This window comes from Myroides sp. N17-2, from assembly GCF_002286775.1.
In the GTDB taxonomy this organism is placed as follows: domain Bacteria; phylum Bacteroidota; class Bacteroidia; order Flavobacteriales; family Flavobacteriaceae; genus Flavobacterium.
In genome coordinates this window covers 19987-34504 of sequence record NZ_NSGJ01000028.1, presented here as the reverse complement: position 1 = coordinate 34504, position 14518 = coordinate 19987, and the positions used below count along the sequence as shown (strand labels likewise).

Annotated in this window: 15 protein-coding genes; 6 read left to right on the top strand and 9 right to left on the bottom strand. The window is 35.1% G+C overall.

What is annotated here, in order from left to right; all coding sequences use genetic code 11:
• Positions 1-259: 259 nt before the first annotated feature.
• A complete protein-coding gene (locus CF599_RS12395) occupies positions 260-535 on the bottom strand; it encodes an ATP-dependent Clp protease adaptor ClpS (protein WP_121966336.1) in 276 nt (91 codons plus the stop codon).
• Between the two features lie 29 nt (positions 536-564).
• On the bottom strand, positions 565-1398 hold the full coding sequence (gene prmA, locus CF599_RS12390; RefSeq protein ID WP_121966335.1) for a 50S ribosomal protein L11 methyltransferase: 834 nt from the start codon (positions 1396-1398) through the stop codon (positions 565-567).
• A 121-nt stretch (positions 1399-1519) separates the two neighbouring features.
• Here prmA and CF599_RS12385 point away from each other — a divergent pair, with 121 nt between their 5' ends.
• Both CF599_RS12385 and CF599_RS12380 read left to right on the top strand, forming a co-directional pair.
• Positions 1520-2755, top strand: coding sequence for a porin (locus CF599_RS12385; RefSeq protein ID WP_121966334.1), 1236 nt, complete (start codon positions 1520-1522; stop codon positions 2753-2755).
• Between the two features lie 150 nt (positions 2756-2905).
• Positions 2906-3385 (top strand): hypothetical protein, encoded by a 480-nt coding sequence (locus tag CF599_RS12380; protein ID WP_121966366.1) that lies wholly within the window; start codon positions 2906-2908, stop codon positions 3383-3385.
• 76 nt (positions 3386-3461) lie between these two features.
• On the opposite strand, the gene CF599_RS12375 is transcribed toward CF599_RS12380, so the two are convergent.
• From CF599_RS12375 to CF599_RS12350, 6 genes are all read right to left on the bottom strand, one after another.
• Positions 3462-3710: a hypothetical protein gene (locus CF599_RS12375; protein ID WP_121966333.1), complete on the bottom strand. Its 249-nt coding sequence runs from the start codon at positions 3708-3710 to the stop codon at positions 3462-3464.
• A gap of 83 nt (positions 3711-3793) precedes the next feature.
• A complete protein-coding gene (gene lysA, locus CF599_RS12370) occupies positions 3794-4960 on the bottom strand; it encodes a diaminopimelate decarboxylase (RefSeq protein WP_121966365.1) in 1167 nt (388 codons plus the stop codon).
• A 17-nt stretch (positions 4961-4977) separates the two neighbouring features.
• Positions 4978-6297, bottom strand: a complete 1320-nt coding sequence (locus tag CF599_RS12365; RefSeq protein ID WP_121966332.1) for an aspartate kinase — start codon at positions 6295-6297, stop codon at positions 4978-4980.
• Positions 6298-6610: 313 nt separating this feature from the next.
• Positions 6611-7273, bottom strand: coding sequence for a hypothetical protein (locus CF599_RS12360; RefSeq protein ID WP_121966331.1), 663 nt, complete (start codon positions 7271-7273; stop codon positions 6611-6613).
• Between the two features lie 152 nt (positions 7274-7425).
• A complete protein-coding gene (locus tag CF599_RS12355; RefSeq protein ID WP_121966330.1) occupies positions 7426-7881 on the bottom strand; it encodes a hypothetical protein in 456 nt (151 codons plus the stop codon).
• A gap of 63 nt (positions 7882-7944) precedes the next feature.
• Positions 7945-8772: a siderophore-interacting protein gene (locus CF599_RS12350; protein WP_121966329.1), complete on the bottom strand. Its 828-nt coding sequence runs from the start codon at positions 8770-8772 to the stop codon at positions 7945-7947.
• A 432-nt stretch (positions 8773-9204) separates the two neighbouring features.
• Between CF599_RS12350 and udk the strand changes: the two genes are divergently transcribed.
• The 4 genes from udk to scpA are packed head-to-tail and all read left to right on the top strand — an operon-like array spanning position 9205 to position 13680.
• Positions 9205-9813 (top strand): uridine kinase, encoded by a 609-nt coding sequence (gene udk, locus CF599_RS12345; protein ID WP_121966328.1) that lies wholly within the window; start codon positions 9205-9207, stop codon positions 9811-9813.
• A gap of 17 nt (positions 9814-9830) precedes the next feature.
• Entirely contained in the window at positions 9831-10154 is a 324-nt protein-coding gene (locus CF599_RS12340) for a septum formation initiator family protein (protein ID WP_121966327.1), read from the top strand.
• 22 nt (positions 10155-10176) lie between these two features.
• Positions 10177-11547: a methylmalonyl-CoA mutase subunit beta gene (locus tag CF599_RS12335; protein WP_121966326.1), complete on the top strand. Its 1371-nt coding sequence runs from the start codon at positions 10177-10179 to the stop codon at positions 11545-11547.
• Between the two features lie 3 nt (positions 11548-11550).
• Positions 11551-13680 (top strand): methylmalonyl-CoA mutase, encoded by a 2130-nt coding sequence (gene scpA / locus CF599_RS12330; protein ID WP_121966325.1) that lies wholly within the window; start codon positions 11551-11553, stop codon positions 13678-13680.
• 125 nt (positions 13681-13805) lie between these two features.
• On the opposite strand, the gene CF599_RS12325 is transcribed toward scpA, so the two are convergent.
• On the bottom strand, positions 13806-14408 hold the full coding sequence (locus CF599_RS12325; protein ID WP_121966324.1) for a hypothetical protein: 603 nt from the start codon (positions 14406-14408) through the stop codon (positions 13806-13808).
• Positions 14409-14518 lie beyond the last annotated feature (110 nt).

Here is a 14518-nt window from a genome sequence, read left to right as displayed (position 1 = left end):
ACTATCTCTTTTAATAAGCATTCATTCTTAATGAAGTTGCTATTTGCTTTTATATGAATGTATATTGACTGCATAGTAAATACATAGTGACTCCATTAAAAAGCTTATTTCAATGGAGTCACTATGGACTCATTATGGACTCACTATGGACTCACTCAAAACAAAACACAAAAAAAACAGGTTATTTCCATTGGGAAACAACCTGTTTTATATAATTTTCAAAATACTCCTTTTTTTTTAAGTATTTTCACTAATCTACTTACATAATCTCAGCGCTCAGACCTGCGTCTAGCAACTGTAAACATTGAGATTTAAGTTTTTTAAACTCTCCCGTTTTCACTGTGCACTTACCTGTATAATGTACTAGCATTGCACATTGTTCGGCCTGTTCTGATGTATGATCACATACACGGATAAGAGTTTCAATAACGTGATCAAATGTATTAACATCATCATTGTATAGAATAATTTCACTATTTCCATTCAATAACTCCGCTACATCTACCTTCTCTTGAATCTGTTCTTGTGTACTCATAATATATATCTAATAATGTTTTAAAAAAATTAAGCCTTTATGAACTTCAAAGATACCCAATTATTCTTTTCAAAATTGTTTTCAAAAACTAAACCATTCTTATCTGCGCAATTTTTAATTGCATTCATATCTTCAGTATAGAATCCACTGAAGTATATCGCTCCACCTTTATGTAAACTAGCAACATACTTATCCATATCGTTTAATAAGATATTTCTATTAATATTCGCTAAGATTACATCATACTTAGGTGTAGTCGTAATAATAGAAGCATCTCCTTCGAACACGTCTATATTAGTACAGTTATTTCTACTTGCGTTCTCTATAGAGTTTTGATAACACCAATTGTCAATATCGATAGCATCTACATGTTTAGCACCACGCATAGCAGCTAGTATAGCCAAAATAGCTGTACCACATCCCATATCTAATACCTCCTTATCTTGCATATCATTATTTAAGATTTGGCGTATCATCATAAATGTTGTCTCGTGATGTCCTGTACCGAAGCTCATTTTAGGTTCGATTACGATATCATACTGAGCGCTTGTTTTCTCATGAAAAGGAGCTCTTACATAACATATACCTTCTACATCAATAGGATCAAAGTTTTTCTCCCACTCTTCATTCCAATTTACCTGTTCGATATCTTCTTTTCTATAGGTAATAGTAAACTGATCAGACTGCAAGATAAATATATCTTCTAATATTTCTTCAGTCCACATTCCTTTCTGTACATAAGCACTTACTCCTGTAGCAGTCTCTTCAAAACTTTCAAATGCTTTCTCTCCTAACTCCGCTATAAGTATTTCTGTACCTAAATCTCTTGGCTCTATATTAAAATGATACCCTATATATTCCATATTCTTCTATTAATTTCCTATTACTTAACCTTTTGGTAACATTAATTTTACACTTAAGTAACTGTGCTACTTATCCAATTGCAAAACTAATGCTATTTTTGCTAATTAAATACAACACACTATGAAAAAACTATTACACCTTTTATTTTTGCTTTTGCCGACGTTAATGATAGCGCAGGATTTAAAGCTTGATACAAAAAGTAATGAATTAAAATTAGAACAACTTCCTTATTACAGCTATGGTAAGGGGTTAGGAATGACTTCAGCTGATAGTATATTCCAACTAAACATTCGCTTCAGAATGCAAAACCGATTAACGTTTAATAATAATGAAGACGAAAAGAGTACTTATGAAGGAGAAATCCGAAGACTTCGTTTGCGATTAGATGGTTTTGTGGGGAACCCAAAGTTCCTATATGTTATCCAACTATCATTTGCTCCTAAAGATATGGGAACAACTAAAGAGGGCGAACCTATTAATATCATACGTGATGCTGCATTAACTTATCGTCCTAACGAACATTGGAACTTTATCTTCGGACAAACTAAACTACCTGGTAACAGACAACGTATTAACTCTTCTGGAGCACTTCAGTTGACTGACCGCTCTATTAACAATGCTAAGTTTAATATAGACCGTGACTTTGGTATTCAGGCTTACTATCTACAAGAAAAGAAAAATGCTTTCGGATATAATATTAAGACAGCTGTATCTACAGGTAGAGGGCGTAACTTCTCAGGGAGTGAAAGTGATAGTTATGCATTAACAGGTAGAGTAGAACTATTTCCTTTAGGTAGTTTCTCTAAGAATGGAGCATTCTTTGAAGGAGATTTAGCGAGAGAACAAACACCTAAACTAATGTTATCAGGTACATTCCACCGCAATAACAAAGCACAGAATTCTCAAGGGCAAACAGGTAGTAAACTAGTAGAACCAAAATCATTTAACTCTCTGATGCTAGATGGTATCGTGAAATATAATGGATGGGCGGGGATGATCTCGTATATGAACAGAACACTAGACGATGCTTTATCTCTAAAAGATTTAGAAAATACTGCTAGTGGATATAACTATGTATTTGCTGGTCAAGGAATGGATTACCAATTAAGTTACTTATTCCCGAGCAACTATGAAGTTATTGGTCGTGTATCAACACAAAAGATGAAAGACCAATTATACGAACACACTGACTTTAAATTACCAAATACGACACAATTCTCTTTAGGTGCAAACAAGTATTTATGGGAACATACCTTTAAATTACAAGCTGAGATAACGTATGACAAACAAAGCTTTTATCAAGGGTCTACTAAGGACAACTGGTACTTCCGTTTACAGTTCGAAATAGGAATTTAATCAAAAAAAAGCTAAAAACTTACACTATTTAAAATCATTATCTGTAAATAATTAACGATTATTTATCAGTATACCCAACCTACTATAACCTAACTTTAAGTACTTATTGATTACTTTTGACCCATAGTCTAAAGCTAAAATCAAATGAGTATGAAAAAGATAGTCGTTGTAGTGGGTTTTATTTTTGCTTTCATATCAATGGGTTGTGGAAATAATACTGCTACTGCAGGTAATACACCTATAGATGCACCTAACTTATTAACGTCAATGACTGCAGAGGATAGGGAATTCAAAATAATCAATCAAGAAGAGATCAATACTCTTAACAAATCTATCATAGATCACAAATTAAACTCTATAGAAATGGTTATGCAAGAGTATGCTCCTGAAGATGTAGATGCAGAAGGAAACTATACTTATATCATCACTACTGCTAGTACTACTGATCCGAATAAATGTACATTGACTTTATTAGAAGATGGTATTAATGATGATTCTCTTAAAGCACTAAAAGTCATCATGACTGTTGAGAAAAAGAAAGACTCTTTTAGAGTTATAGATATTAAAGAGAGTTACCAATGTTGGAAAAACAGAGGGCATCAAGATTGGGGGGCAGACTACTGCCATTAATCTAATACTACACGTTAATTTGCTCACAAGACATTTAAATCCATAAAAAAAGCCAATCAATCGATTGGCTTTTTTATTATGCTTCTACTTGCTCTGTTTGAGCTTCTCCTTCTTCTCCTTCTTTTCTTCCAATGTTCATATTTGGAAATTTCTTTTGAATAGATTTTAAAGCGAATTCATTGATCTCATTCATTGCTTCTGGTGAAGGCAATTTCATTGTTTCAGAATTGTGTTTTAAAACTTCTTCTAATAAAATTTGTGTTCTTAATAATTGAAAGTTTAAATCAATTAATTCTCCTGCTACATCGATGTCTCCTAATGTCATTACTAGTATTTTTAAAATTTATAATTTCTTTTGTTCGAAATCAAATTTAACAAACTATTCTTAATATGAAACTATTTCGTGTGTTATTCTTTGAAAAAATATTGCAACTCTTGTCTTAAGTTATAACGTGACGACATTACTTCTCCGTAAGCACCTGCCGATCGGACAGCGATAAGATCACCTCTCTTTAACTTAGGTAATATAATATCTTTACCAAAGCAGTCACTACTCTCACAGATAGGCCCTACTACATCATACCTTACCTCTTCTTTAGCTGTAGTGTCTTCTGTATGTTTATCAGATAATAATTCTACTTTGTGATATGCTTGATATAGTGCAGGTCTAAGAAGCTCTGTCATACCTGCATCTAGGATAGCGAAGTTCTTCTTGATTCCCTCTTTGATATACAATACTCGGCTAACTAATGTACCACTATTAGCAATAATAGAACGTCCTAACTCAAAGTGTATCTGCTGATGCGCTCTAACTTCTAAGAATTCGTGAAACAAATAAAAGAAATTAGAGAAGTTAACAATCGCTTCTTCATCAGGCTCCATATAGTTTATTCCTAAACCACCACCTAGGTTTAACACAGGCACATCATATCCACGCTCATAAAACCAAGTATTCCATTCGTTCACCTTTAAACATAAACTCTTAAATACATTAAGGTCCGTAATCTGAGAACCTACGTGAAAGTGAAGTCCTATCAACTCTAAGTACTCATTCGCATTGATAATCTCTATACAGCTCATCAACTCATGCTTCATAATACCGAACTTATTCTCATCAAGTCCTGTAGTAATATAGTGATGTGTCTTAGCATCTACATTGGGATTAATACGCAATGCTATACGTCCTTTTAACTGATGTTTAGCTGCCAACTCTCCTATCACTTCTAACTCCTGTACTGACTCAACGTTAAAAGACATAATCTGATTTTCTAATCCGATTAGTATCTCTCTATCTGTCTTCCCTACACCTGCGAATACTACATCTGACGCTGAGAAACCATTAGCGATAGAACGCTCTATCTCTAATCCACTCACACAGTCAGCTCCATACCCGTGAGCACTTACCTCTCTTAGGATACGCGGATTATTATTCGCTTTAATAGCGTAGTGTATATGGTATCCGAATCGGTCAGCAGCACTCTTAGCTACAGATAAAGTCTCTCTTAGTAGAGGTAAATCATAGTAATAAAGAGGAGTCTCTAGTCCCTCTAATTCTTTAATTATATCTTGTGTCATCATGATTACATCCTTAGTTAAAACAATCTATTGTGTAGTGATCTCATCGCTTCTAATTTGTGATTAGCAGGAACTAATATTGAGATATTATGCTCACTTCCACCATATGATATCATACGTACTGGCAGATGCTTTACTGCCTCTGATACGATCGTAGCATGCCCTAATTTATTGTTCCTAAAATCTCCAACAATACATAAAATAGCTTGATCTGTGTCTACCTCAACGTTACCAAAGTAGTTTAGTTCTTCTATAATCTCTTTTAAATGCTGTGTATTATCTATTGTCAACGATACTGCTACTTCTGAAGTAGTAATCATATCTATAGGTGTTTTATATCGTTCGAATACCTCAAATACTCGTCTTAAGAATCCATAAGCTAATAACATACGTGATGAATGAATACGTATAGCCGTAATACCGTCTTTAGCAGCTATCGCTACAATCTGATCATTACTCTGCGTATGATCAGAGATTAGAGTACCTGGAGCACTAAGTTCCATCGTATCTAATAGACGTACAGGTACATTAAAACGCTTAGCAGGGAATACACTCTGTGGGTGTAATATCTTCGCGCCGAAGTATGCTAACTCAGCTGCCTCATCAAAACTTAGATTAGCAATAGGCTTAGTATTCGGTACATAACGAGGGTCGTTATTATGGAAGCCATCTATATCTGTCCATATCTGAATCTCCTCTACCTGAAGTACAGCTCCTATAAGCGAGGCTGTATAATCAGAACCTCCACGTCTTAAGTTATCTATCTCACCGAAAGCGTTGCGACAGATATATCCTTGAGTAATAAATAATACCTCATCAGCGTGCTGTTCTAATAATGCAGTAGCCTGTGTACGGATATACTCTAAGTTAGGCTCTTGCTCTTCGTCTATACGCATAAAATCAAGTGCAGGAAGAAGTACAGAACTCACTCCTATCTCTTTTAGATAAAAATGAAATAGCGTAGTAGATAGTAATTCACCTTGTGCTAAAGTGATGCGCTCCTCTACTGAAGTAAATAAATCGTTGCTAAATGACGTTAACAAATTAAAGTGATGATCTATTACGTCTGTCGCCATCCGCAGTCCATCCTCTGTTTTAAATAATTGCTTTATGAAAGTTTTATAAGTAGCGTATAGGTTATCGATTAGTGTTTTTGCCTCCTCCTTTTTGCCATTAGTATAAGCATCAGCTATACCTACTAAAGCATTAGTAGTACCTGATACTGCAGATAAAACTACTAAATGACGATCACTCTGCTGTGAATTAATAATCGGCAACAACTGTTGCATCCTTTCTGGACTTCCTACTGAAGTACCACCAAATTTTAAAACTTTCATATAAAATTAATTTGTTAATAATTAAACCAAAAAAAAGGGGCTTGTCGTGATGACAAGCCCCTTTAGTATATTTTAGTTGATATCCATAGGAAGACTGCTCACGATGTTGGACGTAAGTACTGTTTCTTCCCCTTCTTTATGATAGATATAAACATTTTGTTCATTGATTTGCGACAAATATAAATACTTTATTTAATAATCCTCATCTTTTATAACTTTTTTTGAATTAAAAATAACTGGATCATATTATTAATCATCAATAAAATAGCTATCACTAATTATCAGCCCTCAAGTTTTAAGTTAATCTTCACTCTTAAAAATACAGCTCGTCAAAATCTTTAATCTTAGACAGCTTTAAAAGTTGTGATAAGTCAATAGTTGACCACTTATCCACAAACTTCTCCTCCATATCATCTCCTTTATCTGCATTAATATTCTCTCTATCTAATCTCTTCTTAGTAGAGAAGTTAATACTCCTCTCAGACTGAACTATCGGTCCATGATGACTAGCACTATCATAACCTATTAATTCCATATCACCATTCTGATATCTAAATACATATCCCCAATGACCATAGCGCCCATGAGCATAGTTTATATAGAGTACATTCTTTGCTATACTAATATATAATTCGGGTGCGTAATACACCCCTCCATCTTCATTCTCTGATGAAAAACACGAATAATTCCTAACGGCTACTTCATAACTATCTCCTTTTTTAAAGAGAATAATAATACCTCTTCTATTCTTATCTACGATATCAGTATCCCATTGATTTGGCAGCAACATATCTTTATCAGTCCCCTTTATAATCAAGACAACATCCTCTACACCATCTTTATTTAAGTCCCCCTTGATTACCTCATTTAAGCTATATCCCTTAGGGACATACTTCTTAAAAGAGTTATCTATCTTAGTCTGTGCTGATACTATTATTGTAGATAGTATCACTACTATTGTTAGTATTTTATTCATTGTCATCATTTTACATAGCTAATTTACATATAATTACACTTACTTGTATATTCATAACTGTACACATCTGTACAGTTCAGTTCACTCCATAAAAAAAGACAAGAACGAATATATCCGCCTTGTCTTCTCTAGTCATATTTATGGAAAACTAATTATTTCTTCGCTAAGATATAGTCACCTGACTCATTCTCATTTACTACATCACCCTCACTGTCTAAGAAGTGTAGCTTATCGCCTTTTATAAGGAATGCCTTAGCAGCACTGTATTTATCTTCTCTCAAGTATAATCTATCACCTTCTAATTCCCATTCACCCGTTTCATTATGTTCACTATCTTCTGTCACTACCTTATACGTATACACATTACCATCTTTAATGACAGTAGTGATGTTAAGCACCTGCATATTCTGACCTTCTTCTTCCCAAGGATATACTCCCTGATAAGTACCTAAGAAGGCTATTTGAGTAGGTTCTTCTTGAACAGGCTCTCCTTTTGGTGTGATAGTAGTATCAACAGATTCATTAGTAATTGACTCTTGATTATCCTTACATTGAGCCATGAATACACCTAATAAAATCAATGATAAAACAGCAATACCTTTTTTCATAATTCTATATTGTTAAGAGTACAAAAGTGAAATAAATATATGTAATGCTAAAATATATTTCTATTACTCTGCACTATCTTTCTCTGCTCTACGATCTGCTTCAGATGCAGACTCTGCTTTACCGAACTTCCAGTACGAGTATGCATAAAGTTCATCCTTCGTCCACTTCAATTCTTTGCGTAGGAAGTTTCTCAACTCTTTTACTGTATCAAACTCTGTAGCTACATATCCAAACTTAGATACCTCAGCACTGTGGTCTGCTACTATCTCACGTACTCTCTTAGCAACAGTAGAGTTTTGTCCAGAAGTAGGATTAATAATCCACTCTATATTCATCTGTGCTTTAGTATAAAGCTCTTGAATATCCTCAGCACTCTCTACTTCTATTACCACATTCACTCTCGCTTCAGTAGGTAATGTCTCAAGTATAGACCCCAATACAGGAATAGCTGTACCGTCCCCTACTAACATATACCAGTCTGCAGTAGGATATAGCTCACTAGGATCACAGCCCATCGCTACACCTAATGAATCTCCTATCTGTGCGTTAATCGCCCAGTTAGACGCAGGACCTTCATCTCCATGAGCAACGAAGTCTATGTATAGTTCGTTCTTCTCTAAGTCAATCCCTCTGTGAGTGTATGTACGGACATAAGGTTTGATAGACTCTTCCATCGGCTTCCAAGCCCCTTTTTCGAAGTCAAACTCTGGTAAGTGTACCTCTGTGCATCCCTCTGGTGCGATGAATATCTTATTATTTACTCCAATAGTTGTGTCTTTAAAGTCAGACACATCATTTCCACTTAATGTGATACGAATATAATGAGGAGTGATATACTCTCTATTTTTTAACGTAAATACCTTGCGTTGTATGTTACCTTTCTTTGCCATATTGTTTTTTATTCTTTTATTCTAAGTCTGACAAATATAGCTTATTTATTTAGATTCAATATAAACTAAGTAGTTAATCACTTAATTATCCAATACAGACCACGCATTGTCCAATCATGGCAACTTCAAAAAAAGATTCTTAAGATATTCTGATATGGTATTCCGTTAAAAGCCCAATCTATTTAAATAATTCCAACTAAAAACAAACACCCTATAAACTACAATGTAGTATTATTTGATTTCATTTGCTATTTTAAGCATTTGCAAGGAGTGATTTATAACAACCTATTAAACTAAGCCAAGTACACATCATAGATATGCCTTAAAACGTCATTAAACTTTTGATAATAAAAGCTAAAAAAGAGTCATTCCTTAAAAAATGTTTCTATGCAAGATTATTAATTTATACTTTTGCTAAAAATATATTACAACATGCTTATTATAGGAATTGCAGGAGGTACAGGAAGTGGTAAAACAACAGTAGTTCACCAGATTATGACTGAATTACCAGAGACAGAAGTCGGTGTTATATCACAAGATTCATACTACAAGGCTACTGATAATCTTTCGTTAGAGGAGAGATTATTAATCAACTTTGACCATCCACGTTCAATAGACTTTGAATTATTGGTTCAGCACCTAAAAGAATTAAAACAAGGTGACAGTATAAACCAACCTGTTTATTCATTCGTAAAACACAATCGCACTGATGATTATGTATTAACGCATCCTCGAAAAGTAATGATCGTTGAGGGAATTCTTATCTTATGTCACCCTGAGTTACGTGAGTTATGTGATATCAAAATATTCGTACACGCTGATTCTGATGAACGTCTTATCCGTAGATTAAAAAGAGATATCGCTGACAGAGGTAGAGATATGATGGAGGTAGTCAACAGATATCAGACGACTCTAAAGCCTATGCATGATCAATTTATCGAGCCATCTAAGGCATTCGCTGACATCATTATCCCTAATGATACTTATAATACTGTAGCAATCGATATTGTTCGTACAGTTATTAATGAAAAAATCGGTTAATTTACTATCTTTAGACTATGAAAATAGTTGATACACTAAAAAACTACAATTACATAAGCCTACTAAAAAATCCTTTTTTTTTAGTAGGTATTTTATTTGTAATTTGGATAACTTTCTTTGATAGTTCTTCTTATCTTGAACAGCAAGTTATTAATGCAGAAATAGACAAGCTCGAAGACAATAAAAAATACTTCGAAAAAGAAATAGAAAAGGACAAAAAAGCAATCAAAGGATTAAAAAGTGGTGACGCTACTGAAAAATATGCTCGTGAGAATTATTATATGAAACGCGAGAATGAGGATGTGTTCATCATAGAGTTTGATTCATTGCCTGCGAAATAAGTTTCACTACCAACCAAAAATTATGACTAACCAATTATTTGAAGAATTTGATAAAGTTTCTTCTAAAGCGTGGAAAAATCAAATACAATTTGAGCTAAAAGGCGCTGACTATAATGAAACACTTGTTTGGGAAAGTCTTGAAGGTATCAAGGTTAAGCCGTTCTATCACAACGATGCGGATAATAGACCATTGCCTATAGAGACTCATACAAGCGAATTCAATATAGTACAACGTATCTACGTTTTTGATATTGAGAAATCAATAGCTAAGACTATTGACACTCTTAATAGAGGAGCTGAAGTAATCTATTTCACAATAGACAATCCTTCATTAGATGCTACTACCCTATTAAATGCACTACCTAAGACTCACCGTTATCTATTCGTATGTAACTTCTTAGATACTGCATATACTCGTCATCTATCTACTTATGCTAGTAGTAATGGATATGAAATATCTATACTATTAGACCCTATACATCGTTTGACTACTGATGGTAACTGGTATACTAACCTAAACAGTGACTTCAGTATAGTAAACGAGTGTGTGAAGATCACTAATAATATCGCTATTCACGTAGATGCTACTGTGTATCAAAATGCTGGAGCTAATATGATTCAGCAACTAGCGTATGCTTTATCTCATCTAAATGAATACTATAATCGTATCGAACTCAAGCAGACTCCTCTATTTATAGAAGTAGCTGTAGGTACTAACTATTTCTTTGAGATAGCAAAGTTACGTGCTCTACGCTTAATAATAGACACGCTTAATAAAGAGTACAATATCGAAACGAAAGTACAGATCATTGCAATCCCTACTAAACGCAACAAGACATTATATGACTATAATGTAAATATGCTACGTACTACTACAGAGTGTATGAGTGCTGTACTAGGAGGTGCTGACTATGTGAGTAACCTAGCGTATGATGCTATTTATCATAAAGAAAACGAATTTGGTGATCGTATATCACGCAATCAATTGTTGATACTAAAACAAGAGAGCTACTTCGATACGGTAGATAATCCTGCTGAAGGTGCTTACTATATCGAGACACTTACTGCTCAGTTAGCAGAGAAAGCACTTGAGTTATTTAAAACTATCGAGAAAGCTGACGGATTAATTACATCACTAATCGAAGGTAGTATTCAGAAAAAAATAGTTGAAAGTGCTCTTAAAGAACAAGAGCTTTTCAACAATGGTAAAGAAGTCTTATTAGGTACTAATAAGTATCCTAATCCTCAAGACGTGATGAGTCACGAGCTTGAGCTATTCCCTTTTGTTAAACAGAATCCTCGCAAGACTCTTATTATCCCGATAATAGAGAAACGCCTAGCTGAAAGCTATGAGCAAAAAAGATTAGAGGAAGAAAAAACAGCTAAACAATAAGGTATGAAAAGAAAGGACTTACAACACTTGACTATAAAAACCTCTTTTGCGAGAACTGAATCTGTAACATCAGACTTCACTACTGCAGAGGGTATTGATATAAATAAAGTCTACAGTGAAGCTGACTTAGATAAAGTAGAACACATTGGGTTTGGCGCAGGATTTGCACCTAACCTACGTGGGCCTTACGCTACGATGTACGTAAGACGTCCATGGACTATCCGTCAGTATGCAGGGTTCTCTACTGCTGAGGAAAGTAATGCGTTCTATAGACGTAACCTAGCTGCAGGACAGAAAGGGCTATCTGTAGCATTCGACTTAGCTACTCACCGTGGCTATGACTCAGATCACGAGCGTGTGGTAGGAGACGTAGGTAAGGCTGGTGTAGCGATAGATAGCGTGGAAGACATGAAGATCCTATTTGATCAGATCCCTCTAGATGAGATGTCTGTATCAATGACTATGAATGGAGCAGTACTCCCTATCCTAGCATTCTACATCGTAGCGGCTATGGAACAAGGAGTAGATAAAAAACTCTTATCAGGTACAATACAGAACGATATATTAAAAGAGTTTATGGTGCGTAATACGTATATCTACCCACCTACTCCGTCTATGAAGATTATCGCTGATATATTTGATTATACAAGTAGTAATATGCCTAAGTTTAACTCTATATCTATCTCTGGATACCACATGCAAGAAGCAGGTGCTACAGCAGACATTGAGTTAGCCTATACTTTAGCAGATGGACTTGAATATATCCGTACAGGGCTTAACGCTGGTATGAAGATAGATGACTTCGCACCTCGCTTATCGTTCTTCTGGGCGATAGGTATGAATCACTTTATGGAGATAGCGAAGATGCGTGCAGGACGTATGTTATGGGCGAAGCTGTTAAAGCAGTTTGAACCTAAATCAGACAAGTCACTTGCATTGCGTACACACTGTCAGACTTCTGGATGGAGCCTTACAGAACAAGACCCGTTTAATAACGTAGCTCGTACAGCTATAGAGGCTTCGGCAGCTGCATTCGGAGGAACACAGTCTCTACACACAAATGCACTAGATGAGGCTATCGCTCTTCCTACTGACTTCTCAGCGCGTATCGCACGTAATACACAGATCTTCTTACAGGAAGAGACTAAGATATGCAAGACTGTTGACCCATGGGCTGGTAGTTATTATGTAGAGAGTCTGACGAAAGAGATAGCTGATAAAGCGTGGGCACTAATCGAGGAGGTAGAGGAACTAGGAGGTATGACTAAAGCCATCGAAGCTGGTATTCCTAAACTTCGCATCGAAGAAGCGGCTGCTCGTAAACAAGCTCGTATAGATAGTGGACAAGATACTATCGTAGGGGTTAACAAGTATCGATTAGAGAAAGAAGACCCATTACATATATTAGAAGTAGATAATCAGACTGTGCGTAAGGCTCAGATAGATCGTCTTAATCATATCAAAGCTACACGTGATAATGCGAAAGTAGCTGAGGCTTTAGCAGCATTAACAGAATCTGCTAAATCTGGTGAAGGTAACCTATTAGCGTTAGCAGTAGAAGCTGCTACACTTAGAGCTACTCTAGGAGAGATTAGTGACGCCTTAGAAAGCGTATTCGGAAGATTTAAAGCACAAATACAATCTGTAAGCGGTGTGTATAGCAAAGAAATAAAAGATGATAAGAGCTTTAAGAAAGCTAAAGACCTAGCTGATAAGTTCGCTGAGATAGAAGGACGTCGTCCTCGTATTATGATCGCTAAGATGGGACAGGATGGTCATGACCGCGGTGCTAAGGTAGTTGCTACTGGATATGCAGATGTAGGTTTTGACGTGGATATAGGTCCTTTATTCCAAACTCCTGCTGAAGCTGCCAAACAGGCTGTAGAGAATGACGTGCACGCTTTAGGAGTATCTTCTCTAGCAGCAGGTCATAAGACTTTAGTCCCTCAAGTAATCGAGGAGTTAAAGAAATACGGTAGAGATGATATTATGGTTATCGTAGGTGGAGTTATTCCTGCTCAGGATTACCAATTCTTATTCGATGCAGGTGCTGTAGCTGTCTTCGGTCCTGGTACTAAGATTAGTGAAGCTGCTATAACGATGTTAGAAATATTAATAGGTGACGAAGCATAATCGTTACAATGGTTTATAAAATAAAGAGCTCCGTAGTCATACTGCGGAGCTTTTATTTTATACAGAAAGAAATCTTTCTTGTTAGAAAAACAGTCTGATGACTATATCTAAAGACAACATTATACTTAACTAAACAGACTTCCTATAGTACCTATAATGCTATACTGACTAAGAACATAAGCAAAAGCACATACTATAATACCACTAAGAATATAGATTAACGTAAGTAATGCTCCTGTATTATCTCCCACAGACTCTTTAAAGGTAAATACTGTCGGTCTCTCTCTATCATAAGTAATCTCATATACCTCTCCTACTGGGTTAAAGTCTCTAAAGGCTATGAACTTCTCGTTATAAGGATACTCAAAGTCTGTATCTTCTAACTCTGGCACATTGATATCATACTCTATTGGTTGCCCCTTAATAATTTTATTATCTTTAGTTAAGAACTCCATAACAAGTATTTCTTTTTTGACATCTCCTCTTCGACTAGTAGCAAGATCTTCATCAAAATTTAGATAAGACTCATACTCTACTATTTTAGCTTTAGTTGTTATTCCTTTATACTTTAAGCGAAACGTAATAGTATACTTTTTAATACAAGCTAATAACATTAACACAGGTATAAACAATAATAAGTAAAGCATATCATTTATAGCTGCTATTATTACCACAAAAATCATAAAGATGGCTAAAGGGTAATACATTCTTTCAAGTTGTCGGATCATAATAAGGTAATTAATAAACCAATTTAACTATCTTTTTTTGAATAAAGAAGTAGTAATACTATTATTTCGATAATAATGTCATTTAATATCATCTAATAATAAGACACACT

Excerpts from the sequence above, each read along its gene's own strand:
- CF599_RS12350 (WP_121966329.1), bottom strand. The coding sequence starts at position 8,772 with ATGGCAAAGAAAGGTAACATACAACGCAAGGTATTTACGTTAAAAAAT.
- udk (WP_121966328.1), top strand. The coding sequence starts at position 9,205 with ATGCTTATTATAGGAATTGCAGGAGGTACAGGAAGTGGTAAAACAACA.
- CF599_RS12365 (WP_121966332.1), bottom strand. The coding sequence starts at position 6,297 with ATGAAAGTTTTAAAATTTGGTGGTACTTCAGTAGGAAGTCCAGAAAGG.
- CF599_RS12335 (WP_121966326.1), top strand. The coding sequence starts at position 10,177 with ATGACTAACCAATTATTTGAAGAATTTGATAAAGTTTCTTCTAAAGCG.
- CF599_RS12385 (WP_121966334.1), top strand. The coding sequence starts at position 1,520 with ATGAAAAAACTATTACACCTTTTATTTTTGCTTTTGCCGACGTTAATG.
- lysA (WP_121966365.1), bottom strand. The coding sequence starts at position 4,960 with ATGACACAAGATATAATTAAAGAATTAGAGGGACTAGAGACTCCTCTT.
- CF599_RS12360 (WP_121966331.1), bottom strand. The coding sequence starts at position 7,273 with ATGAATAAAATACTAACAATAGTAGTGATACTATCTACAATAATAGTA.
- CF599_RS12380 (WP_121966366.1), top strand. The coding sequence starts at position 2,906 with ATGAAAAAGATAGTCGTTGTAGTGGGTTTTATTTTTGCTTTCATATCA.
- scpA (WP_121966325.1), top strand. The coding sequence starts at position 11,551 with ATGAAAAGAAAGGACTTACAACACTTGACTATAAAAACCTCTTTTGCG.
- CF599_RS12340 (WP_121966327.1), top strand. The coding sequence starts at position 9,831 with ATGAAAATAGTTGATACACTAAAAAACTACAATTACATAAGCCTACTA.
- prmA (WP_121966335.1), bottom strand. The coding sequence starts at position 1,398 with ATGGAATATATAGGGTATCATTTTAATATAGAGCCAAGAGATTTAGGT.
- CF599_RS12375 (WP_121966333.1), bottom strand. The coding sequence starts at position 3,710 with ATGACATTAGGAGACATCGATGTAGCAGGAGAATTAATTGATTTAAAC.
- CF599_RS12355 (WP_121966330.1), bottom strand. The coding sequence starts at position 7,881 with ATGAAAAAAGGTATTGCTGTTTTATCATTGATTTTATTAGGTGTATTC.
- CF599_RS12395 (WP_121966336.1), bottom strand. The coding sequence starts at position 535 with ATGAGTACACAAGAACAGATTCAAGAGAAGGTAGATGTAGCGGAGTTA.
- CF599_RS12325 (WP_121966324.1), bottom strand. The coding sequence starts at position 14,408 with ATGATCCGACAACTTGAAAGAATGTATTACCCTTTAGCCATCTTTATG.